The following is a 17,789-nucleotide window of genomic DNA, read 5'->3' on the forward strand; positions in this document are numbered from 1 at the left end:
CAGGCTGCAATGCGTGTGAATGATCTTCCTGGCGGGCGGGCGGGCGGGCGGGCGGGCGGGCGGGCGGGCGGGTGGAGCAGGGCACGCCTTGGCATGGAATTCGGCCTCTTCTTCTCCATGAAAGCCAGACCGTGGCTTATCGATAAAATCCAAAACCTGACCTCGCAACACTACCGCATGCCCAAGACCACCGTACCCCCACGCAAGGCCCCTAGCCGCCAAGCGGTGCTGCGGTCTGTGGCCAGCTCCACCGCCGTCGAAACCGGCCACAGCGTCGTCCTGCTGGAGCGCCGGCTACAGCAGCCTGTGGTGAGGTTTCCCCGCGTCAAGCTGGCCCGCTGAGGTCGCCAGCGCTTGCGGCCATGGCCTGGGCCACAAGCCGCTCCATGGGACCGTAGTTTTCGGAGAAGCCGGCGTGGATCGCACCGATGTAGGCCGTCTTGTGTTGCTCCCAGCCGCTGTAGTCCAGCGGCTCATGGCCGGCCTGCACTGCCATCACATCGGCGAGCAGGCGGGACAGGCGCCCATTGCCCTCGCGAAACGGGTGAATCAAGATCAGTTCCACATGCGTCACGGCGATGGCGCTCACCAGCACGTCCGGGGCCAGGTGGTTGCAGGGCGTCCATCTCCTGAGGCACTTCCGTTCGAAATCCTTCAGCAAGCCTGGAAGCAGCCCTGCGGTGGCGAACTGAAAGCCGCCCTTGCCAAGGTTGACTGAGCGCTCCTGCCCTGCCCAGAGATAGACGTTGCCCAGCCACATTCGGTGCCAGCGCTTGAGGTCGTCCACCGTTAGCTGGCGATTCGGCAGATTCTGCAGAAGCACCTCTTCGTACAAATCGCCCAGGAGCTGCAATTCAAGCTCGTCCATGTCATCTACGGACTTGATGCCAACCAGGTTGCGCAGCACCTGCTCATTCGAGCCCGGTTCGAACTCGCCCTCGGCTCCGCTGGTGTGATAGCGGCTGGTCATCGTTCTGCTGTTCAGACGTCGTGCCCTGCAAATGGGCCTGGAAGATGACTGGCTTCCCGGAACTCGCCCCAAGTCTTCGAGCGGCACTCGTTAAGCATGTGTCGAAGGTCTTTCTGGGGAGCCATGGGGCGAGCGCCAGCTGCTTGGGTGGGCGTGTTCAGAGGGTGAAGTCGTATTCCACCGTGATCGGAGCGTGGTCCGAGAACTTCACGTCCTTGTAGATGTTCTCGCTGCGCGCCAGCGCGGCGATGGCCGGCGTCGCCAGGTGGTAGATGGTGCGGCAAAAAACCCACTATCGGTAGGGCATCAGCAGCAAAACTTTGTGCAACAGGCCCAAAGAATACGACCGTAATGTTATGATTGCGGCATGCTCGAAACTGGACTCCATCGCCCCAAGCAACCGCAGGTAGTCAGAGAGCGGCTGCTGGCCGCATGTGTGGAGTTACTGTCCGAAGGCGTTCCACTTTCCATCGGCGAGGTGGCCTCTCTGGCGGGTGTGACCAAAGGAGCCGTGCAACACCACTTCGGCACCCGTGAAGCATTACTGATGGCTCTATACGACGAGCTTGAACTGCATTTCGTTGCTCAGGTTCAGACGGCCGGGGTTGGTCTGTCGGCAGCGGGCGCGTACGTCGCCGCGACCGTGAAAGCTCAAACCGACGATGAATTGGCTCGTCGCTGGCGTGCGCTGCTTGTTGCCTGCGTCATCGACCGTGCTTTGGCAACCAGATGGAACCGCTGGGTGCAAGCAGACAGAAAAAACGACGGTGCTGGTGTCAATGGAAAGCTAGTAGCACGTCTTGCGGCAGATGGCCTTTGGCTGTCGGACATGCTGGGTACCTACCAGCTATCGGAAGCAGAGCGCGAAGCCCTTGGGGCGGAACTTCTTCAACTAACGGAAGGAAACTGAAATGAACTCGTACGTATTTCTCGGCGGTGCCATCGCTCTGGAAGTGGTTGGCACGACCTTCATGAAAACATCGGAGGGCTTTACCCGGCTGTGGCCCAGTGTGGCCGCCGTGGTGTCTTACGCTGTGTGCTTCTACCTGCTCTCGCAGACATTGAAGGAGATTCCGACCGGCATCGCCTACGCGATTTGGTCAGGATGCGGCATCGTGCTCATCTCCCTCATTGCTTGGCTGCTTCACGGTCAAAAACTCGACCTTGCGGCGATTGCTGGCATCGGCCTGATCGTCGCTGGTGTCATCGTTCTCAACCTCTTCTCCAAAAGCGCTGCACACTGAGTGCGACCTGGAACGTGGGAAGGGTGTCGGTCGGCTTAAAGCGTCATGTCGTAGTCAACGACTACCGGGGCGTGGTCGCTGAACTTCTGGCCCTTGTAGATGCTGACGGAACGAGCCAGTTCCGCCAATCCCGGGGTCGCTATCTGGTAGTCCAGTCTCCACCCAACGTTGTTGGCGTAGGCCTGACCCCGGTTGCTCCACCATGTGTAGCAAGTCTCTGTCGTGTCAGGATGGAGGCGACGATACACGTCCACGAGCCCGCCTTCACTTAGCACCTTGGTCATCCACGCACGCTCTTCGGGTAGAAAGCCACTGTTCTTCTGGTTGCTACGCCAGTTTTTCAGGTCGGCATTCTGATGGGCGATGTTTACATCCCCCATCAGAATGAACTCCCGCTCCTCGCGCATGGACAGTAGCTTGGGGTAAAGCAAGGCGAGGAACCGGAACTTGGCTTGTTGGCGCTCTTCACCTGATGACCCGCTAGGGAAGTAGCAACTCACGATGCTGAGTTTGCGGCCGGGCTTGTCGAAGCGTGCTTCAACCCACCGTCCTTCGTTGTCGAACTCGTTGTCGCCTAAGCCGATGACCACATCGGACGGCGCTTCGTGCATGTAGATGCCCACGCCTGAATAACCGCGTTTTTGGGCGTAGTGGAACTGCCCGGCCATCTTGCCGATGTGGCAGTGGATGCCCTTGACCTGTTCGTCTTGGGCCTTGACTTCTTGGACACCGATGACGTCGGCTTCCTGCTGCCCTGCCCAATCGAAAAATCCCTTGCTCGCGGCCGAGCGGATGCCGTTGAGGTTCGCGGTGATGATGCGCATGCCTGTCCTGATTCAATTAACAACTGCGTACCGCCTTGGACCACCGAGACTGCAACGCCCTAGCGCATTGTCGCAGGCGCTGCGGGGAGAACTGGGCTCGGGATGCTCGCATCCTCGAACGCTCGGGGCTTGTCCTTTTCTCCCAGTGCCCAAGCCTTTTTCAACACCTCGTAAGCTCCTGGGTCGGAGGTCGCCAGCTTCAACAGTGCGCCGCCAAGAGAGTATTTGCGGGCAGCAGCATTTTTTCGGGCTGTTACTGAAACCTTGGCGAGAAGGGCCGATTTTTCAGCGTCCAATTGGCTCATTCTCTTTTTCAACGCATTTATACTAGCCACGATATATATCTCCTATTTCTCATGCTAAATTAACACTTTCTTTTTGATTGTGCTAATTTATATAGGGTGAATGTCCCGAGCGCGTTAATTAGTCCCAGCCCCCGAGTAGCCCCCTGCAAGGGCTCACTTATGCAAACTCTTCGAGTTTGCGTTCGCCATGGGCTGCGCCCCTGGACCCCGTTGCTTCGCAATCGCCTTCGGGGGTGCCGTGCCTAACCTCGCCACTTGGTTTACCCCCTCGCTGCAAGTCTTGCAGCGGTCCAAAGGCCGTAACGCCGTCGCAGCGGCTGCTTACCGTGCCTGCACCCTATTGCACGATGAGCAACTTGGAAAATCGCCCGATTACCGTCCCAAGACCGGCCACGTCTCTACGGAGTTATTCGGGGTGGATGGGCTAAAAATGGGTTTTGAGGATATCGGCACCCTCTGGAACAAAGCCGAACGGTCAGAGAAGCGCAAGAATTCGGCTGTCGCTCGTGAGCTGATGGTCCCTCTACCGCACGGGTGGACAGACGAGCAGCGGCTGCTTTGTGTTCGTGGTTTGGCGGAAATGCTAGTGGCTCGTTACGGGGTTGCAGTGATGGCTTCCATCCATCGCCCAGCCAATGGACAAAATGACCATGTCCATATTTTGTTCACGACCAGGGAGGTGGATGCAGAAATGAATTTTGGGAAAAAAACCAGAATTCTTGACGACATGAAAACCGGCGAGGTGAAGAAAATGCGGGAAGAGCTTTGCCGCATCATGAACGCGCATGCCCAGGCCAACGGCGACGACTGGTATGTCTACGCCGGGAAGTTTGTCGAGGTGGAGGAATGGCACATCCCCACCGCGCATATTCCGGTCAACGCGCCCGCCGAACTGCGCGAGGCCATGGAAGCGGAGAATTTAGCGATTGTGGAGGCTCGCCCCCTTCTCAAACGCATCATGGAAGAGTCAAAAGAGACGTCCGCGCAGGTCCAGGCAGCGTTGCATGTTGCCGCAAGCACAGCAACCCAGGAACACCAGATCGTCAACGCGGAAGTGCCCCAAGAGCGTCCATTAAGTCGGCCATTTGCCCCCAGTGCTAGCCCCTTGGCGGAGGATGCCCAACAGCGGATATCGCAGCTCACGAATTCGCTTGACCTTCGGCACGCCTTTCGTGAAGTAAAGCGGGCCCATGCCAGACGAGAGGAGGGGCGTGAAGTGGCAAACAAATGGCGAGCGCATCTTCGCGAGCTTGAAGCAGACCCGCCCAACCCACTGGTTTCCATGATGGCGAAAATGCTCCGCACCTTCGGCGTCCGGGACACCCTGGCGATTTACGAAGAGAAGGTAGTCGAAGCCCGAGCGGCCATAGAGCGGTGCAGGAAGAACGACACGGCCTTGACTGCGTACATCAATGACCCCGAGCGCAAGCGCAAATATGACGAGTGGATGCAATGGCCCGAGCACCGCGAGCGGGTCAAGGCGCACGAGGCGACATTGCCCGATGCTCCCCGTCCCAATCCGGTGCCCGGACCAGAAGACCACAGCGCAACCCCGTCCAACACTTGGAATGGCCCTTTCACTTTGACGCCGCACCAAACGCCAAAGATTCCCGAACCGTGGGAGTGGTGATTGATATCATTCTTTAATTATCGCCGCCGCCTCGCGGGGGCGACCTCATCTATTTTTCTGGATAAAAATGGATGAGGGCCACAAAGCAAAATTGATATCAGGCTGCCGACCTTGGGAAGAATAGGAATACTCCGACACATCGCTTCAACCTGATATCAAGAGCGGCCTGCCCTCATCATCACTTGACCCCGCCTACCTTAAATTGATAAGTTGATTGGACAAAGAAAAAGGCCCGCACGGGGCGGGCCTTTTTTACTGCACCTTTCTTTTCGACGGAAATGCAGTACAGGGAACAAGTCCATGATACTAATTCATCGTTCATTGTCAAGTAAACAAGTCGGCGCGAAAGCCGGCGATGTCGCTTGACCAAAAAACACCATCAAAAACGAGCCCTAATAGGTCGTATATCCGCGTTTCAACCGCATCGCGGCTGATGGCGGGCTATTACCACCGCAACGGCCAAAATCTCAGGGGGTCGTCGGTGGTCGGCTGCGGTCGTTGGCGCGCCTTCGGATTCGACTCCACTCACGCGGAAATTGAGGTTGGCGCGGACGGCGCGAAGCTCCACGGCCACTTCAAATGCGGGAACGTCTGGACCTGCGACCAGTGTGCCCGCGCCCGAGTCTCGCAGGCCCGCTCGTGGATTCGTGCCGCCTTGATTCCGGCATTGGAGGCCCATGGTTTGGGTGCCGCGATGATGACGTTCACCATGGCCCACAGCTACGACGGCAACTGGAAGGACTCTGTTGACCTGCTGCACGCTGCCTTCAAGCTCTTCGACAAGAACATGTCCCGACGGTACAAGGCAATCGGCTGCATGGGAAAGCTGAAAAGTTTTGAAGCGCCCGTAGGCGTCCATGGCATTCATGGGCACTTCCACGTCCTTCTGACCTACCTGCTAGGGGTGGATTTGACCGCTTTCGAAGCGCTTGCCCGCGCCGAATGGGAAAAGGCGGTGGCCCAGGTGGGCGGCAAGTGCAACGACCATGGCTTTGACCTGAAACTGAACGCCATGGCGGACTACCTCGCCAAGCAGGAATTGGCTCACGAAATGTCGAACCACGACACCAAGAAGGCTCGCAAAAAGGGGTTGCTGCTGGGGCAGTTGTTGGACCGGGCCGGCCGAGGCGATGCCAAGGCATCCGCCGAATGGCTGCGCGCTATCGAAGCGCTACAAGGCCGTAGCCGCTTTCACGCGGGCGACATTGCCAAAAAACTGGGCATTCCGACTTGCACAGCTTGGGAGGATGAGGAGCGGCAGGCGGAGAGGGAAAACCTCTCCGCTGACGCGCCCGAGCCGGTGCGCATTACCTATCCGATGCGCGACCACCTGACCGCGACGTGCCCCGACTCTCCGCGCCCAGGCTTGGCCATGATTCTGCGCGCAGCGAGGGACGGCGACACCGCGAAGGTGCTACAAATGGTGGAGGCACTATGCAAAGAGGCGAGGGCGCGTGACCGGCGCACGCCGAACAGTGCCCCGCTGTCCTTCTGGGATTGGCCGGACGACTACTTCGACCAGTTCACGATATCCGTCACAAGCTAGGCTTCGCGCCCTTGTTCTGTTGGTCTTGGACCCGTTTTCGTGCATCGGCTTCGCTGCTCGCGTTTTTGCCATCTATGGCGCGCAACATGGCAGCGGAGTCAATGGCTCTTAGTGCTACGGCTTCCACAAGCCCGTCTCCATCATGGGTCCATTCGGCGTAGTACGCGCGGCTGCATGAACGCTTGAACTCGGATGGTAGGACGATAGACATGGGCTCCGGAAGGAAGTTGTCCCCTCCTGTGGGGTTTGAGCCAATCCTCACAACGTCGAACATCCGGCATGGTGCTGCCGGTATCGCCGCGCCCGTGATGGTTCGTCCTCCTTCGGAGTACTGGCCAAAGTACTGCTTGCCATCTTGGTCGAACTCCCATCCAACCACGATGGCCCCGAACTTGTCGCCCATCTCACCCTTGATGAAGCTCTCTTTACCGAATTTCTTCCGGACTGCTTCCAGCAGGACTTGGCGGGTGTATCGCGCGGTCTTCGGCAGGCGCTGATTTTTCTGCACGAACCAAACGCTGTCGGCGTGGCCCTTGAATGCCACGAACTCATCGAGTGGCCCACTCCACGAGTTGTCGTAAAGCCGCTCCCCTTGCCAAGCAGCAAGGCCGCTTTCGACCTTGTTCGTGTAGATCGGGATGACCTTCATCTGCGCAGGTTTGCCGAAGGCCGCTTTTGCCTCTGCGACTGACATTCCCAGCTTGACGCCAGCAATGTCGGTGGCATGGGCGCCGAAGCTGAGGAGGGCGAGGCCCACGCTAGCGGCAAGCGACGCGCGTATTTTGTCAATGATGGAGCGCATCTGTTTCCCTCAATCCGCCATGCCATTGGTGCCAGTTGCCCACGAAAGTGGCTGAACGGGTGATGCCGGGCCGTGGCTGGCTGTCGGAGGGATGGAGGTTGCGCAGCCTGCTAAGGCTGCGACGGTGAAGGCAAGGATTGCAAGTTTCATAAGCGATGACCTCCTGTTGACGATGGCGGCACCACGCCGCAACCAGGGGCGCATCGTAGCTCAAGAAAGTCGTGTTACGACTATTCCTAGTTGGACTAAACGATGTGAGGCATGTCTGCCTCTCTTTACCATGCTGACTACGAAGACTTGCGCAGGGTGCTGCGCTCTATACGAAGGCAAGCCGGATTGACACAAATCCAAATGGCGCAAACGCTGGGCGTCGGCCAGTCTTATGTATCCAAGCTTGAACGTGGAGAAAACTTTCTGGACGTGCTTCTCTACGTGCGATGGTGCCAAGCCTGTGGCATCAAACCGGGTGTAGCGCTGGACAAGCTAGTTGATGGACCGGCGCAGTTACCGACTTGACCGCGAACTATGAGTTGTGCCCCTGTCACGCCGAGGTGCTCTGTCCAACTGGCCCTTCTGGAATATGTGGGCAACCATGCCCCCGTCCCTGGTGTACATCATCAGGAAGCTGGGTGGCTCCCACACTATCTTGATTAGGAGTCGGTTCAGTGCGGTCGCGATGCGGTGCCGCTCTTTGACTGCTTCTTTGTCCGCCACCGCCGCCCGGACGTCGTATGCGAAGAGCGCGCCGAAATCCACCCCTGTTTTCGGAGCAGCCGCCAACTCTGCTCGGCGCTGGGTAAGCACTGCTTGCAAAGCGTCCTGCTCGGCTTCAATTCGCCGCAAACGCTCGGTGATGAGCTTGATGCCCTGGCCGCTGCCTTCCTCGATTGCATCCATGTACCGTGCGGCGCGTTCGTCGAGTTCCGCCAGCTTGGCCACCGCCTCGTCAATGGCCGCACGTGCAAGCCTTAGCGCTTCGGTTTCTTGGAACTGGCCGTGTTCCAGTGTTCCCAGTAACGAGAAGCCATGGTCGATGATGGCTGCTTCACTGATGGAGCGGCAGTCGCTTTTCCCTGCAATTTGACCGAGGCAGTAGTAGCGGGCATAGCCTCGCTTCCAGGGGGCTTTGCGCTGCATCTTCTCCCCACATCGGCAATAGAAGAGGCCCGCCAACACGTCGGCCTTGACACCGCGTATTCGTGGTATCCCAGTCCGCGCATCCAAAGCGACATGGACTTTTCCCCAAAGCTCATCGGTGATGACCCGTGGAAAGTAGTCGGATACCGGGTCGCCGAGTGGCACCAGCGAACCGTCAACCATCTGCTTGGGCTGCCACTCACCCACCACGCGACGGTCGCGGACCAATCGGCTGACCTGTGTGTGTTCCCATCGCGTGTTGGTGTTGGCTCGGTTTCGCCACGGAAGCGTCCAACCCTCCGAATTAGCGAGCCTCGCTATGGCTACGCCTCCCAGCCCACCGGCCACATGCTCAAAGACTTTTCGCACGGACTCCGCCTTCGCTTCGTCCAACTCCCAGCCTTGCCGGTCCTCTCGTGGATACGCCCATCCCGGTCCATGCCCATGCGAAACAACCGCCAAGCCAGCGTCCCGCTTTTTTGCAAAGGCTGCTCGCACACGCTTCGCCTTCGTAGCGCTTTCCTCATGGGCACGGGCGAACAACAGCACGGACAGCATGAAGTTCATGGTGTCGTTGATGTTTTCTCGGTTCCACTCCTTGCCATCCAGTAGCGAGACCACCCGGATGCCTGCTTGGACAATTGAGGTAAGTAAGGCAATCGCTTCCGTCAGGTGGTTTCGAGAGAGGCGATCCAGGCTTTCCACAAGCAAAATGGAGCCACTGGGCACCTTTCCGCCCTTTGCCGCCAGCAGGAACGCCGCTAGCGCTCCGTCCGTGGCATTTTTCCCCGTATAGGCCGAAGTTGCCATGTCGGATAGCTCGAACTCCTCGTCGAGTTCGTAGCCGTGTTCAACGCACCATGCCCGCGCTGATGCGGTCTGCCGTTCGAGGCTGTGGCCGTGTGCTTGGCGGCCTGATGAGAAGCGACGGTAGGAGTAAACGCGGGTGGTAGTCATGCCCGGATTTTGCGGGTTTTTTGACGCATCATCTAGTCCAGCCGCCAGCCCACGTTGTTGGCATAGGCCTGGCCCCGGTTGCTCCACCAGGTGTAGGCCGTGTCGGTGGCGGTGGGCTGCAGCCGGCGATAGACGTCGATCAGGCCGCCCGTGGCTTCGGCGGTGTGCAGCAGCTGGGTCATCCAGGCGCGCTCTTCGGGCAGGAAGCCGCTGTTCTTCTGGTTGCTGCGCCAGTTCTTCAGGTCGATCTGCTGGTGGGCGATGTTGATGTCGCCGCACAGGATGAGTTCGCGCTCGGCCTTCAGCCGCATGAGGTGCGGGTGGAACTCGGCCAGGAAGCGGAACTTGGCCTCCTGCCGCTCGGGGCCCGACGAGCCGCTGGGGAAGTACGCGCTGATGATGGAGAGCTTGCGCGCGGGCGTGTCGAAGCGCGCTTCCACGTAGCGGCCCTCGGCGTCGAATTCCGTCGAGCCGTAGCCGACGATGACGTCGGTAGGCTCATGGCGCGTATAGATGCCCACGCCCGAATAGCCCTTCTTGGCCGCGAAATGGAAGTGGCCCGTGAGGCCGGCGAGCTGCTCGAAGCGGCCCTGCATGTCGGCGGACTGGGCCTTGATCTCCTGCACGCAAATACAATCCGGCCGGTTCGCGGCGATCCAGGCTTCGACGCCTTTCGAGGTGGCCGAGCGGATGCCGTTGAGGTTGAGGCTGGTTAATTTGAACAAAGGTGCATTCATGGTGACAGACAAGGCGCAGCCGGTGGAGCAGCAAGGCTCCCTGGCGCAGGATTTCGTGCGTTTCGCCGAGGCCTCCGGCGTGCTGCGCTTCGGCGAATTCAAGACCAAGGCGGGCCGGATGAGCCCGTACTTCTTCAATGCCGGGCTGTTCGACGACGGCGCCAAGATGGGTCGGCTGGCGGAATTCTATGCAAAGGCGCTGGTCGCCAGCGGCATCGAGTTCGACATGGTCTTCGGCCCCGCCTACAAGGGCATTCCGCTGGCCGCGACGGTGGCCGTCGAGCTGGCCCGCCTGGGCCGCAACGTGCCCTTCGCCTACAACCGCAAGGAAGCCAAGGACCACGGCGAGGGCGGCACGCTGGTGGGCGCGCCGCTCAAGGGCCGCGTGCTGATCGTGGACGACGTGATGTCCGCCGGCACGGCCGCGCGCGAATCCATCGCCCTCATCCGCGCCGCGGGCGCCGTGCCGCACGCCATCGCCATCGCGCTGGACCGGCAGGAAAAGGCCACCGAGAACGGCCAGGACGTGGACCACAGCGCCGTGCAGTACGTGCGCAACCAGCTCGGCATGCAGGTCTGCACCATCGCCACGCTGGCCGACCTGCTGCAGTATCTGGCGCAGAGCGGCGCGGGCGCCGACATGGCGGCCCACCACGAACGCGTGCTGGCCTACCGCGAACGCTACGGCGTAGGCGCCGCATGAGTCCTGCGGCCCGCCAGCCCATCGGCCCGCGTGCGCTGGCCGCTGCTGGCGTGGCCCTGGCCGGCCTCTGCTGCGCGGGCTCCGTCTGGGCGCAGCCTGCGCCGGGCGGCGGCAGCGTCTATACCTGCATCGACCGGCAGGGCCGTCGCCTCACGGCCGACCGCCCGATCCCGGAATGCAACGACCGCGAGCAGCGCGTGCTGGACCAGACGGGCGCGGAGCGCCGCCGCATGGGCCCGTCGCTCACCGAGAACGAACGCGCCGCGGCCGAGGCCCAGCACCAGCGCGAGGCCGCCGAGCGCGCCCGCGTGGCCGAAGAGCGCCGGCGCGAGCGCGTGCTGGCCGCGCGCTACCCCACGCAGAGCGCGCACGATGCCGAGCGCGCCGCGGCGCTGGCCCGGGTGGACGACGTGACTGCCGTGACCCAGAAGCATGTGGATGAGCTGCTGCGCGACCGCAATAAGCTGGAGGCGGAACTGGCCGCCTACGCCGGCACGCCGGGCAAGGCACCCATGGCGCTGCGCCGGCAGCTGGCCGAGCAGGACCAGGTCCTGGAGACGCACAAGCGCTTCGTGGCCGCGCAGGAGGCCGAGAAGCGCCGGGTGAACCAGCGCTTCGATGCCGAACGGGCCGTGCTGCAGCCGATCTGGGCGGGCAAGCCGGCCGCGCCGGAAGCCGCCGCGGCGGAGCGCTGAGCCGCCCACCGCCCAGGCCCAGGCGCCATGGCCTGGGCGTCAGCCTCAGGCCGCAGCCAGCTTGGCGCGCAGCATGTCGTTGACCTGCTGCGGGTTGGCCTTGCCGCGGCTGGCCTTCATCGCCTGGCCGACCAGCGCGTTGAACGCCTTGTCCTTGCCGGCCTTGAACTGGGCCACGTTGTCGGGGTTGGCGGCGATCACCTCGTCGATGATCTTCTCCAGCGCGCCGGAATCGTTCATCTGCTTGAGGCCCTTGGCCTCGATGAGCGCGTCCACGTCGCTGCCTTCGCCGGTCCAGAGCGCCTCGAACACCTGGCGGGCGGCGGCGTTGGAGATGGTGCCGTCGGCGATGCGGCCGACGAGCTTCGCCAGCAGCGCGGCCGTGACCGGCGCGGCGGCGATGTCGGTCTCGCCAGCATTCACGCGGCGCGAGATCTCGCCCATGATCCAGTTGCTCGCGAGCTTCGGTTGCCCGCTGGCCTTCGCGGCCTCTTCGAAGTAGGCCGCCATGGCCTTCGATTGCGTGAGCGTGGTCGCGTCGTATTCGGGCAGGCCGTAGTCGGCCACGAAGCGCGCCGCCATGGTGCGCGGCAGTTCGGGCATGCGCGCCCGCTCTTCCTGCACCCACTGCTCCGAAATCCGTAGCGGCGGCAGGTCCGGGTCGGGGAAGTAGCGGTAGTCGGCCGCGTCTTCCTTGGTGCGCATGGCGCGCGTTTCGCCCGTGTCGGGGTCGAACAGCACGGTGGCCTGCTGGATGGCGTGGCCGTCCTCGATCTGGTCGATCTGCCAGCGGATCTCGTAGTCGATCGCCTGCTGCATGAACTTGAAGCTGTTCAGGTTCTTGATCTCGCGGCGCGTGCCCAGCGGAGCGCCGGGCTTGCGCACGGAGACGTTGGCGTCGCAGCGGAACGAGCCTTCCTGCATGTTGCCGTCGCAGATGCCGATCCAGGTGACGATCTTGTGCAGCTCGCGGGCATAGGCCACGGCTTCCTCGCTGCTGCGGATGTCGGGCTCGGTCACGATCTCCAGCAGCGGCGTGCCGGCGCGGTTCAGGTCGATGCCCGACTGGCCGATGAAGTCCTCGTGCAGCGACTTGCCCGCGTCTTCCTCGAGGTGGGCGCGTACCAGGCGCACGGTCTTCTTCTCGTCGCCCAGGAAGAACGACACTTCGCCGCCCTGCACCACCGGGATCTCGAACTGGCTGATCTGGTAGCCCTTGGGCAGGTCGGGGTAGAAGTAGTTCTTGCGGGCGAAAATGCTCTCCGGCGCAATCGTGGAGCCGAGGGCCAGTCCTAATTTGATAGCGCAGGCCACGGCCTCGCGGTTCATCACCGGCAACGTGCCGGGCAGCGCCAGGTCCACCGCGCAGGCCTGGGTGTTGGGCTCGGCGCCGAAGGCCGTGGGCGCACGGCTGAAGATCTTCGACTGCGTGGCGAGCTGGGTGTGGGTCTCGAAGCCGATGACGACTTCGTAGCCGTGGATCAATTTGCTGGTGGTCGTCATGTCACAGGCCTCCCGGCGCGCGGAGGTGGAAGTCGGTCGCCTGCTGCAGCCGGTGCGCGGCGTTCAGCAGGCGGCCTTCCTGGAAGTAGTTGCCGATGAGCTGCAGGCCCACGGGCATGCCGCCTTCGCCGAAACCGGCGGGCACGCTCATGCCGGGCAGGCCGGCCAGCGACGCGGGCAGGGTGAAGATGTCGGCCAGGTAGTCGGCCAGCGGGTCGTTGCTGTGCTCGCCCAGCTTCCAGGCCACCGTGGGGGCCACCGGGCCGGCGATCAGGTCGCATTCCTTGAACGCGTTCTGGAAGTCGTCGGCGATCATGCGGCGGATCTTCTGCGCCTGCAGGTAGTAGGCGTCGTAGTAGCCGTGCGAGAGCACGTAGGCGCCGATCATGATGCGGCGCTTGACCTCGTCGCCGAAGCCTTCGGCGCGCGTCTTCTTGTACATGTCCACCAGGTCGGTGTAGTCCTTGGCGCGATGGCCGAACTTCACGCCGTCGAAGCGGCTCAGGTTCGACGAGGCCTCGGCCGGCGCGATGATGTAGTACACCGGGATGGACAGCTCGGTGCGCGGCAGCGTGATGGGCACCAGCTTGGCGCCGAGCTTCTCGTATTCCTTGAGCGCGCCATCCACGGCGGCGCGCACGTCGGGCGCCAGGCCTTCGCCGAAGAACTCGGCCGGGATGCCGATGCGCAGGCCGTCGATGGAGTCGTTCAGCTTCGCGCTGAAGTCTTCGGCGGGCACGTCCAGGCTGGTGGAGTCGCGGTCCGGATCGGGGCCGCAGATCGCCGAGAGCAGCAGGGCGCAGTCTTCGGCGCTGCGGGCCATCGGGCCGGCCTGGTCCAGGCTGGAGGCGAAGGCGATCATGCCGTAGCGGCTGGCGCGGCCGTAGGTGGGCTTGATGCCGGTGACGCCGCAGAACGAGGCCGGCTGGCGGATGGATCCGCCGGTGTCGGTGCCCGTCACGGCGGGGGCCAGGCGCGCGGCCACGGCCACGGCGCTGCCGCCCGAGGAGCCGCCCGGTACGCGGTCGGTGGCCCAGGGGTTGCGCACGGGGGCGGGCGCATCGCTGCCCACGGGGGCGATGGCCGAGTTCTCGTTGGCCGAGCCCATGGCGAATTCATCGCAGTTGAGCTTGCCCAGCGTCACCGCGCCGGCATCGGCCAGGCGCGTGACCACGGTGGCGTCGAAGGGCGAGCGGTAGCCGGCCAGCATCTTCGAGCCGGCGGTGGTGGGGAAGTCGCGCGTGACGAAGATGTCCTTGTGGGCGATGGGCACGCCCGCCAGCGGGCCGGCCGTGCCGGCGGCGATGGCCGCGTCCTGCCCGCGGGCCTGGGCCAGCGTGGCCTCTTCGTTCACGGCCACGAAGGCACCCAGCTGCCGGTGGGCGTTGGCGCGGGCCAAAAAGTGCTGCGCCGCCTCGACGGCGGAGACCTGCTTGGCCGCCAGGTGGCGGGCGAGGTCGGCGACGCTCAGGTCGTGCAGGGCGGAGTTCTTCATGTCGGTCATGCTGCGCCGCTCCTCACTCGATGACCTTGGGCACCAGGAACAGGCCGCGCTCGACGGCCGGCGCGCTGCGCTGGTTGGCCTCGCGCTGGTCGGGCTCGCTGGCCACGTCCTCGCGCAGGCGCAGCGCCACGTCCTGGATCGCCGCCACCGGATGGGGCAGGGGTGCGATGCCGGTGGTGTCCACGGCGCGCATCTTCTCGACGATGCCGAAGAAGCCGTTGAGCTGGGTGAGCATGCGCTCACTGTCGGCGGGGCTGAGTTCCAGCCGCGCCAGATTGGCGATGCGGCCGATATCCTGGGGTGTCAGTGCCATAGGGTGGGAGCGATGTCGGCGCGCAGAAACGGGATGTAAAGCCCAATTCAGCCACGCGCGATTGAAAGTTATTCACAGGGGATGCGGTATTATCCCGCCTTTGCCGCAATAGCCTCTCCAACGCCGGTCATTGGGCGAAAAAAGCCAGCAAACACCCCGTAAAACCAGGCGACGGCCAGCCGAAGCGCGTGCCGTGCCCAAGAGGAATATTGAATGTTCGGAGCCTTCCGTCGGTACTTCTCCACCGACCTTGCCATTGACCTTGGCACTGCCAACACCCTGATCTTCGCCCGTGACAAGGGCATCGTGCTGGACGAGCCGTCGGTCGTAGCCATTCGCCACGAAGGCGGCCCGCACGGCAAGAAGGTCATCCAGGCCGTCGGCCGCGAGGCCAAGGCCATGCTGGGCAAGGTGCCCGGCAACATCGAAGCCATCCGGCCGATGAAGGACGGCGTGATCGCCGACTTCGTCATCACCGAGCAGATGATCAAGCAGTTCATCAAGATGGTGCATCCGCGCACGCTGCTCACGCCCAGCCCGCGCATCATCATCTGCGTACCCTGCGGCTCGACCCAGGTCGAGCGCCGCGCCATCAAGGACGCGGCCGAGGCCGCCGGCGCCACCGCCGTCTATCTGATCGAGGAACCCATGGCCGCCGGCATCGGTGCCGGCCTGCCGGTGTCGGAAGCTTCCGGCTCCATGGTGGTGGACATCGGCGGCGGCACGACCGAGGTCGGCGTGATCTCGCTGGGCGGCATGGTCTACAAGGGCTCGGTCCGCGTGGGCGGCGACAAGTTCGACGAAGCCATCATCAACTACATCCGCCGCAACTACGGCATGCTGATCGGCGAGCCCACCGCTGAATCCATCAAGAAGCACATCGGCTCGGCCTTCCCGGGCTCCGAAGTGCGCGAGATGGAAGTCAAGGGCCGCAACCTGTCCGAAGGCGTGCCGCGCAGCTTCACCATCTCCAGCAACGAAGTGCTGGAAGCCCTGACCGATCCGCTCAACCAGATCGTCTCGGCCGTCAAGAACGCGCTGGAACAGACCCCGCCCGAACTGGGTGCGGACATCGCCGAGCGCGGCATGATGCTGACCGGCGGCGGCGCGCTGCTGCGCGACCTGGACCGCCTGCTGGCCGAGGAAACCGGCCTGCCCGTGCTGGTGGCCGAAGACCCGCTGACCTGCGTGGTGCGCGGCTGCGGCATCGCGCTGGAGCGCATGGACCGCCAGGGCAGCATCTTCACGAGCGAGTGAGGCGAGATGGCCCTGCGCCTGGTGGCTGGCCCCTGCGCAGGGCGGTACGCCGTGCCGGCGCAGGCGTGCGCGCTTCGGGCTGCTGCCTGAGCCCGCCCCTTGCTGGCGCCGCCTTGCCCTGACAGGTCCTTCGCATGTTCTTCGGCACCCTTGAGCGGTCTGCTCCGTCCTTCTTCCGGCAAGGGCCGTCGCCGCTTTCCCGCCTCGTCCTCTACAGCGCCCTGGCGCTGTTTTTGATGGTGGCCGACGCCCGCTTCGGCGTCACCGGCCTGCTGCGCAACGCCATCTCGACCGTGCTGTATCCGCTGCAGTGGACCATGCTGCAGCCGGTGGACTTCGCCCGCCGCGCGGCGGACTACCTGCAGACGCTGGAGACTGCCCAGCAGACCCGCGACGAGGCCCAGCGCAAGATGGCCGAGATGGCGCAGCGCGTCAACCAGGCCGAAGACCTGCAGCAGGAAAACGCCCGCCTGCGCAAGCTGCTCGAACTGCGCGAGCGCCTCACCACGCCCGCCCATGCCGCCCAGGTCATCTACGACACGGCGGACCCCTACACCCGGCGCGTGGTCATCGACCGCGGCCAGGTGGCGGGCGTCCAGCTGGGCTCCCCGGTGATGGACGCCGCCGGCGTGCTGGGCCAGGTGACCCGGGTGCTGCCGCTGGTCAGCGAGGTCACGCTGCTGATCGACCGCGACCAGGCCATTCCCGTGATGAACGTCCGCACCGGCGCGCGCAGCGTGGCCTACGGCGACCCGGTGGCCGCCCATAGCGGCGGCATGGAGCTGCGCTTCATGCCCGGCAATGCCGACGTGCAGGAGGGCGACCTGCTCACCACCAGCGGCGTCGATGGCCTGTACCCCTCGGGCCTGCCGGTGGCGCGCGTGGTGCGCGTGGAGCGCCGTGCCGATTCCGCCTTCGCACGCATCTACTGCGTGCCGCTGGCCCAGATGCTGGGCGCGCGCCACGTCATGGTGCTGCAGCCGCTCACCGACGAGCTGCCCGAGCGCCCGGCCCCTCCCGACCCAGCGCCCAAGCGCAGCAACAAGGCCCGCCGATGATCATGCCCAAAGGCCAGCAGCTGCTGCTGCCGGCACGCCCGCTCTTCATCGCGGCCAGCTTGCTGGCCGCGCTGGCCTTCAACATGCTGCCGCTGGGCCGCGTGGTCTGGACGCCCGACCTGCTCCTGGTGCTGCTGGCGTTCTGGGGCGTGCACCAGCCCCAGCGCGTGGGCATGGGCGTGGCGTTCTCGCTGGGCGTGTGCATGGACGTGGTGCAGTCGGCCCTGCTGGGTCAGCACGCGCTGGCCTACATCGCGCTGATGTACGGCGCCATCTACGCGCACCGCCGCCTGCTGTGGTTCAGCGTGTGGCCGCAGGCGCTGCAGGTGTTGCCGCTCTTCGTGGTGGCCCATGCCATCGAGCTGCTGCTGCGCCTGCTGACCGGCGGCATCGTGCCGGGCATCGAAGGCCTGGCCGCGCCGGTGCTGGAAGCACTGCTCTGGCCGCTGGCCAGCTGGGTGCTGCTCGCGCCCCAGCGCCGTCCGCCGGAACCCGATGAGAACCGGCCCCTCTAAAAGGGCATGAACGCTCCGCCGTGCCCGCCCGCCCCGCCAGAACCCGCCCCTGCCGCGTTGCCGCCACCCGCCGCAGCCCGCGCCCTGGC

General features: G+C 63.6%; 20 protein-coding genes and 1 pseudogene. 11 read left to right on the plus strand and 10 right to left on the minus strand.

Going from position 1 to position 17,789, the window contains the following annotated elements:
* The first annotated feature begins 93 nt into the window (after window positions 1-93).
* Window positions 94-342 carry a hypothetical protein gene (locus tag BM070_RS04735; protein WP_092938004.1) on the plus strand — a complete coding sequence of 83 codons (249 nt, stop codon included), beginning with the start codon at window positions 94-96 and terminating at the stop codon, window positions 340-342.
* Here the strand turns inward: BM070_RS04735 and BM070_RS04740 are convergent.
* Together BM070_RS04740 and BM070_RS25090 are read right to left on the minus strand one after the other, a co-directional pair.
* Window positions 326-970, minus strand: a complete 645-nt coding sequence (locus BM070_RS04740) for a Fic/DOC family protein (protein WP_092938006.1) — start codon at window positions 968-970, stop codon at window positions 326-328. The genes BM070_RS04735 and BM070_RS04740 overlap by 17 nt on opposite strands.
* Before the next feature lie 157 nt (window positions 971-1,127).
* Window positions 1,128-1,250: pseudogene (locus BM070_RS25090) on the minus strand (exodeoxyribonuclease III); the annotation flags it as partial.
* An 87-nt stretch (window positions 1,251-1,337) separates the two neighbouring features.
* On the opposite strand from BM070_RS25090, the gene BM070_RS04745 reads away from it, so the two are divergent.
* Together BM070_RS04745 and BM070_RS04750 are read left to right on the plus strand one after the other, a co-directional pair.
* A complete protein-coding gene (locus BM070_RS04745) occupies window positions 1,338-1,880 on the plus strand; it encodes a TetR/AcrR family transcriptional regulator (protein ID WP_092938008.1) in 543 nt (180 codons plus the stop codon).
* A 1-nt stretch (window position 1,881) separates the two neighbouring features.
* Entirely contained in the window at window positions 1,882-2,214 is a 333-nt protein-coding gene (locus BM070_RS04750) for an EmrE family multidrug efflux SMR transporter (RefSeq protein WP_092938011.1), read from the plus strand.
* 35 nt (window positions 2,215-2,249) lie between these two features.
* Here BM070_RS04750 and BM070_RS04755 read toward each other — a convergent pair whose 3' ends face one another.
* Together BM070_RS04755 and BM070_RS24060 are read right to left on the minus strand one after the other, a co-directional pair.
* Complete coding sequence (locus BM070_RS04755; protein ID WP_092938013.1) at window positions 2,250-3,038, minus strand: exodeoxyribonuclease III; 789 nt, start codon at window positions 3,036-3,038, stop codon at window positions 2,250-2,252.
* A gap of 59 nt (window positions 3,039-3,097) precedes the next feature.
* Window positions 3,098-3,343 (minus strand): hypothetical protein, encoded by a 246-nt coding sequence (locus BM070_RS24060; protein WP_139222765.1) that lies wholly within the window; start codon window positions 3,341-3,343, stop codon window positions 3,098-3,100.
* Between the two features lie 238 nt (window positions 3,344-3,581).
* Between BM070_RS24060 and BM070_RS04760 the strand changes: the two genes are divergently transcribed.
* Together BM070_RS04760 and BM070_RS04765 are read left to right on the plus strand one after the other, a co-directional pair.
* Complete coding sequence (locus tag BM070_RS04760) at window positions 3,582-4,973, plus strand: MobA/MobL family protein (protein WP_175518421.1); 1,392 nt, start codon at window positions 3,582-3,584, stop codon at window positions 4,971-4,973.
* A 355-nt stretch (window positions 4,974-5,328) separates the two neighbouring features.
* Complete coding sequence (locus tag BM070_RS04765) at window positions 5,329-6,519, plus strand: hypothetical protein (protein WP_139222766.1); 1,191 nt, start codon at window positions 5,329-5,331, stop codon at window positions 6,517-6,519.
* Here BM070_RS04765 and BM070_RS04770 read toward each other — a convergent pair.
* Window positions 6,509-7,321 carry a hypothetical protein gene (locus BM070_RS04770; RefSeq protein ID WP_092938019.1) on the minus strand — a complete coding sequence of 271 codons (813 nt, stop codon included), beginning with the start codon at window positions 7,319-7,321 and terminating at the stop codon, window positions 6,509-6,511. The genes BM070_RS04765 and BM070_RS04770 overlap by 11 nt on opposite strands.
* A gap of 261 nt (window positions 7,322-7,582) precedes the next feature.
* On the opposite strand from BM070_RS04770, the gene BM070_RS04775 reads away from it, so the two are divergent.
* Window positions 7,583-7,837, plus strand: coding sequence for a helix-turn-helix domain-containing protein (locus tag BM070_RS04775; RefSeq protein ID WP_092938021.1), 255 nt, complete (start codon window positions 7,583-7,585; stop codon window positions 7,835-7,837).
* Here the strand turns inward: BM070_RS04775 and BM070_RS04780 are convergent.
* Together BM070_RS04780 and BM070_RS04785 are read right to left on the minus strand one after the other, a co-directional pair.
* Entirely contained in the window at window positions 7,826-9,415 is a 1,590-nt protein-coding gene (locus BM070_RS04780) for a recombinase family protein (protein WP_092938023.1), read from the minus strand. The two genes, BM070_RS04775 and BM070_RS04780, sit on opposite strands and share 12 nt — an antisense overlap.
* Window positions 9,416-9,447: 32 nt before the next feature.
* Complete coding sequence (locus BM070_RS04785) at window positions 9,448-10,140, minus strand: exodeoxyribonuclease III (protein ID WP_092938164.1); 693 nt, start codon at window positions 10,138-10,140, stop codon at window positions 9,448-9,450.
* Between the two features lie 10 nt (window positions 10,141-10,150).
* Here BM070_RS04785 and pyrE point away from each other — a divergent pair, with 10 nt between their 5' ends.
* Window positions 10,151-10,855: an orotate phosphoribosyltransferase gene (gene pyrE, locus BM070_RS04790; protein WP_092938025.1), complete on the plus strand. Its 705-nt coding sequence runs from the start codon at window positions 10,151-10,153 to the stop codon at window positions 10,853-10,855.
* A complete protein-coding gene (locus BM070_RS04795) occupies window positions 10,852-11,550 on the plus strand; it encodes a DUF4124 domain-containing protein (RefSeq protein WP_092938027.1) in 699 nt (232 codons plus the stop codon). Before pyrE ends, BM070_RS04795 begins: the two co-directional genes overlap by 4 nt.
* A gap of 45 nt (window positions 11,551-11,595) precedes the next feature.
* Here BM070_RS04795 and gatB read toward each other — a convergent pair whose 3' ends face one another.
* The 3 genes from gatB to gatC are packed head-to-tail and all read right to left on the minus strand — an operon-like array spanning window position 11,596 to window position 14,870.
* Window positions 11,596-13,053 carry an Asp-tRNA(Asn)/Glu-tRNA(Gln) amidotransferase subunit GatB gene (gatB, locus tag BM070_RS04800; RefSeq protein ID WP_092938029.1) on the minus strand — a complete coding sequence of 486 codons (1,458 nt, stop codon included), beginning with the start codon at window positions 13,051-13,053 and terminating at the stop codon, window positions 11,596-11,598.
* Window position 13,054: 1 nt separating this feature from the next.
* Window positions 13,055-14,548 carry an Asp-tRNA(Asn)/Glu-tRNA(Gln) amidotransferase subunit GatA gene (gene gatA / locus BM070_RS04805; RefSeq protein ID WP_434803163.1) on the minus strand — a complete coding sequence of 498 codons (1,494 nt, stop codon included), beginning with the start codon at window positions 14,546-14,548 and terminating at the stop codon, window positions 13,055-13,057.
* A 22-nt stretch (window positions 14,549-14,570) separates the two neighbouring features.
* Window positions 14,571-14,870 carry an Asp-tRNA(Asn)/Glu-tRNA(Gln) amidotransferase subunit GatC gene (gene gatC, locus BM070_RS04810; protein ID WP_092938033.1) on the minus strand — a complete coding sequence of 100 codons (300 nt, stop codon included), beginning with the start codon at window positions 14,868-14,870 and terminating at the stop codon, window positions 14,571-14,573.
* 213 nt (window positions 14,871-15,083) lie between these two features.
* Between gatC and BM070_RS04815 the strand changes: the two genes are divergently transcribed.
* The 3 genes from BM070_RS04815 (at window position 15,084) to mreD (ending at window position 17,700) form a co-directional block, all read left to right on the plus strand.
* Complete coding sequence (locus tag BM070_RS04815; protein WP_092938035.1) at window positions 15,084-16,127, plus strand: rod shape-determining protein; 1,044 nt, start codon at window positions 15,084-15,086, stop codon at window positions 16,125-16,127.
* A gap of 134 nt (window positions 16,128-16,261) precedes the next feature.
* Complete coding sequence (mreC, locus tag BM070_RS04820; protein WP_092938037.1) at window positions 16,262-17,185, plus strand: rod shape-determining protein MreC; 924 nt, start codon at window positions 16,262-16,264, stop codon at window positions 17,183-17,185.
* Entirely contained in the window at window positions 17,182-17,700 is a 519-nt protein-coding gene (mreD, locus tag BM070_RS04825) for a rod shape-determining protein MreD (protein WP_092938039.1), read from the plus strand. The genes mreC and mreD overlap by 4 nt, the downstream gene beginning before the upstream one ends.
* Window positions 17,701-17,789 lie beyond the last annotated feature (89 nt).

The sequence above is a fragment of the Paracidovorax wautersii genome (assembly GCF_900113035.1).
GTDB classification, from domain to species: Bacteria; Pseudomonadota; Gammaproteobacteria; order Burkholderiales; family Burkholderiaceae_C; genus Paracidovorax; species Paracidovorax wautersii.

Excerpts from the sequence above, each read along its gene's own strand:
- BM070_RS24060 (WP_139222765.1), bottom strand. The coding sequence starts at position 3,343 with ATGAGCCAATTGGACGCTGAAAAATCGGCCCTTCTCGCCAAGGTTTCA.
- BM070_RS04770 (WP_092938019.1), bottom strand. The coding sequence starts at position 7,321 with ATGCGCTCCATCATTGACAAAATACGCGCGTCGCTTGCCGCTAGCGTG.
- gatB (WP_092938029.1), bottom strand. The coding sequence starts at position 13,053 with ATGACGACCACCAGCAAATTGATCCACGGCTACGAAGTCGTCATCGGC.
- BM070_RS04740 (WP_092938006.1), bottom strand. The coding sequence starts at position 970 with ATGACCAGCCGCTATCACACCAGCGGAGCCGAGGGCGAGTTCGAACCG.
- BM070_RS04795 (WP_092938027.1), top strand. The coding sequence starts at position 10,852 with ATGAGTCCTGCGGCCCGCCAGCCCATCGGCCCGCGTGCGCTGGCCGCT.
- mreD (WP_092938039.1), top strand. The coding sequence starts at position 17,182 with ATGATCATGCCCAAAGGCCAGCAGCTGCTGCTGCCGGCACGCCCGCTC.
- BM070_RS04775 (WP_092938021.1), top strand. The coding sequence starts at position 7,583 with ATGTCTGCCTCTCTTTACCATGCTGACTACGAAGACTTGCGCAGGGTG.
- gatA (WP_434803163.1), bottom strand. The coding sequence starts at position 14,548 with ATGAAGAACTCCGCCCTGCACGACCTGAGCGTCGCCGACCTCGCCCGC.
- BM070_RS04815 (WP_092938035.1), top strand. The coding sequence starts at position 15,084 with ATGTTCGGAGCCTTCCGTCGGTACTTCTCCACCGACCTTGCCATTGAC.
- BM070_RS04780 (WP_092938023.1), bottom strand. The coding sequence starts at position 9,415 with ATGACTACCACCCGCGTTTACTCCTACCGTCGCTTCTCATCAGGCCGC.
- BM070_RS04735 (WP_092938004.1), top strand. The coding sequence starts at position 94 with ATGGAATTCGGCCTCTTCTTCTCCATGAAAGCCAGACCGTGGCTTATC.
- mreC (WP_092938037.1), top strand. The coding sequence starts at position 16,262 with ATGTTCTTCGGCACCCTTGAGCGGTCTGCTCCGTCCTTCTTCCGGCAA.
- BM070_RS04765 (WP_139222766.1), top strand. The coding sequence starts at position 5,329 with ATGTCGCTTGACCAAAAAACACCATCAAAAACGAGCCCTAATAGGTCG.
- BM070_RS04745 (WP_092938008.1), top strand. The coding sequence starts at position 1,338 with ATGCTCGAAACTGGACTCCATCGCCCCAAGCAACCGCAGGTAGTCAGA.
- BM070_RS04755 (WP_092938013.1), bottom strand. The coding sequence starts at position 3,038 with ATGCGCATCATCACCGCGAACCTCAACGGCATCCGCTCGGCCGCGAGC.
- pyrE (WP_092938025.1), top strand. The coding sequence starts at position 10,151 with ATGGTGACAGACAAGGCGCAGCCGGTGGAGCAGCAAGGCTCCCTGGCG.
- BM070_RS04750 (WP_092938011.1), top strand. The coding sequence starts at position 1,882 with ATGAACTCGTACGTATTTCTCGGCGGTGCCATCGCTCTGGAAGTGGTT.
- gatC (WP_092938033.1), bottom strand. The coding sequence starts at position 14,870 with ATGGCACTGACACCCCAGGATATCGGCCGCATCGCCAATCTGGCGCGG.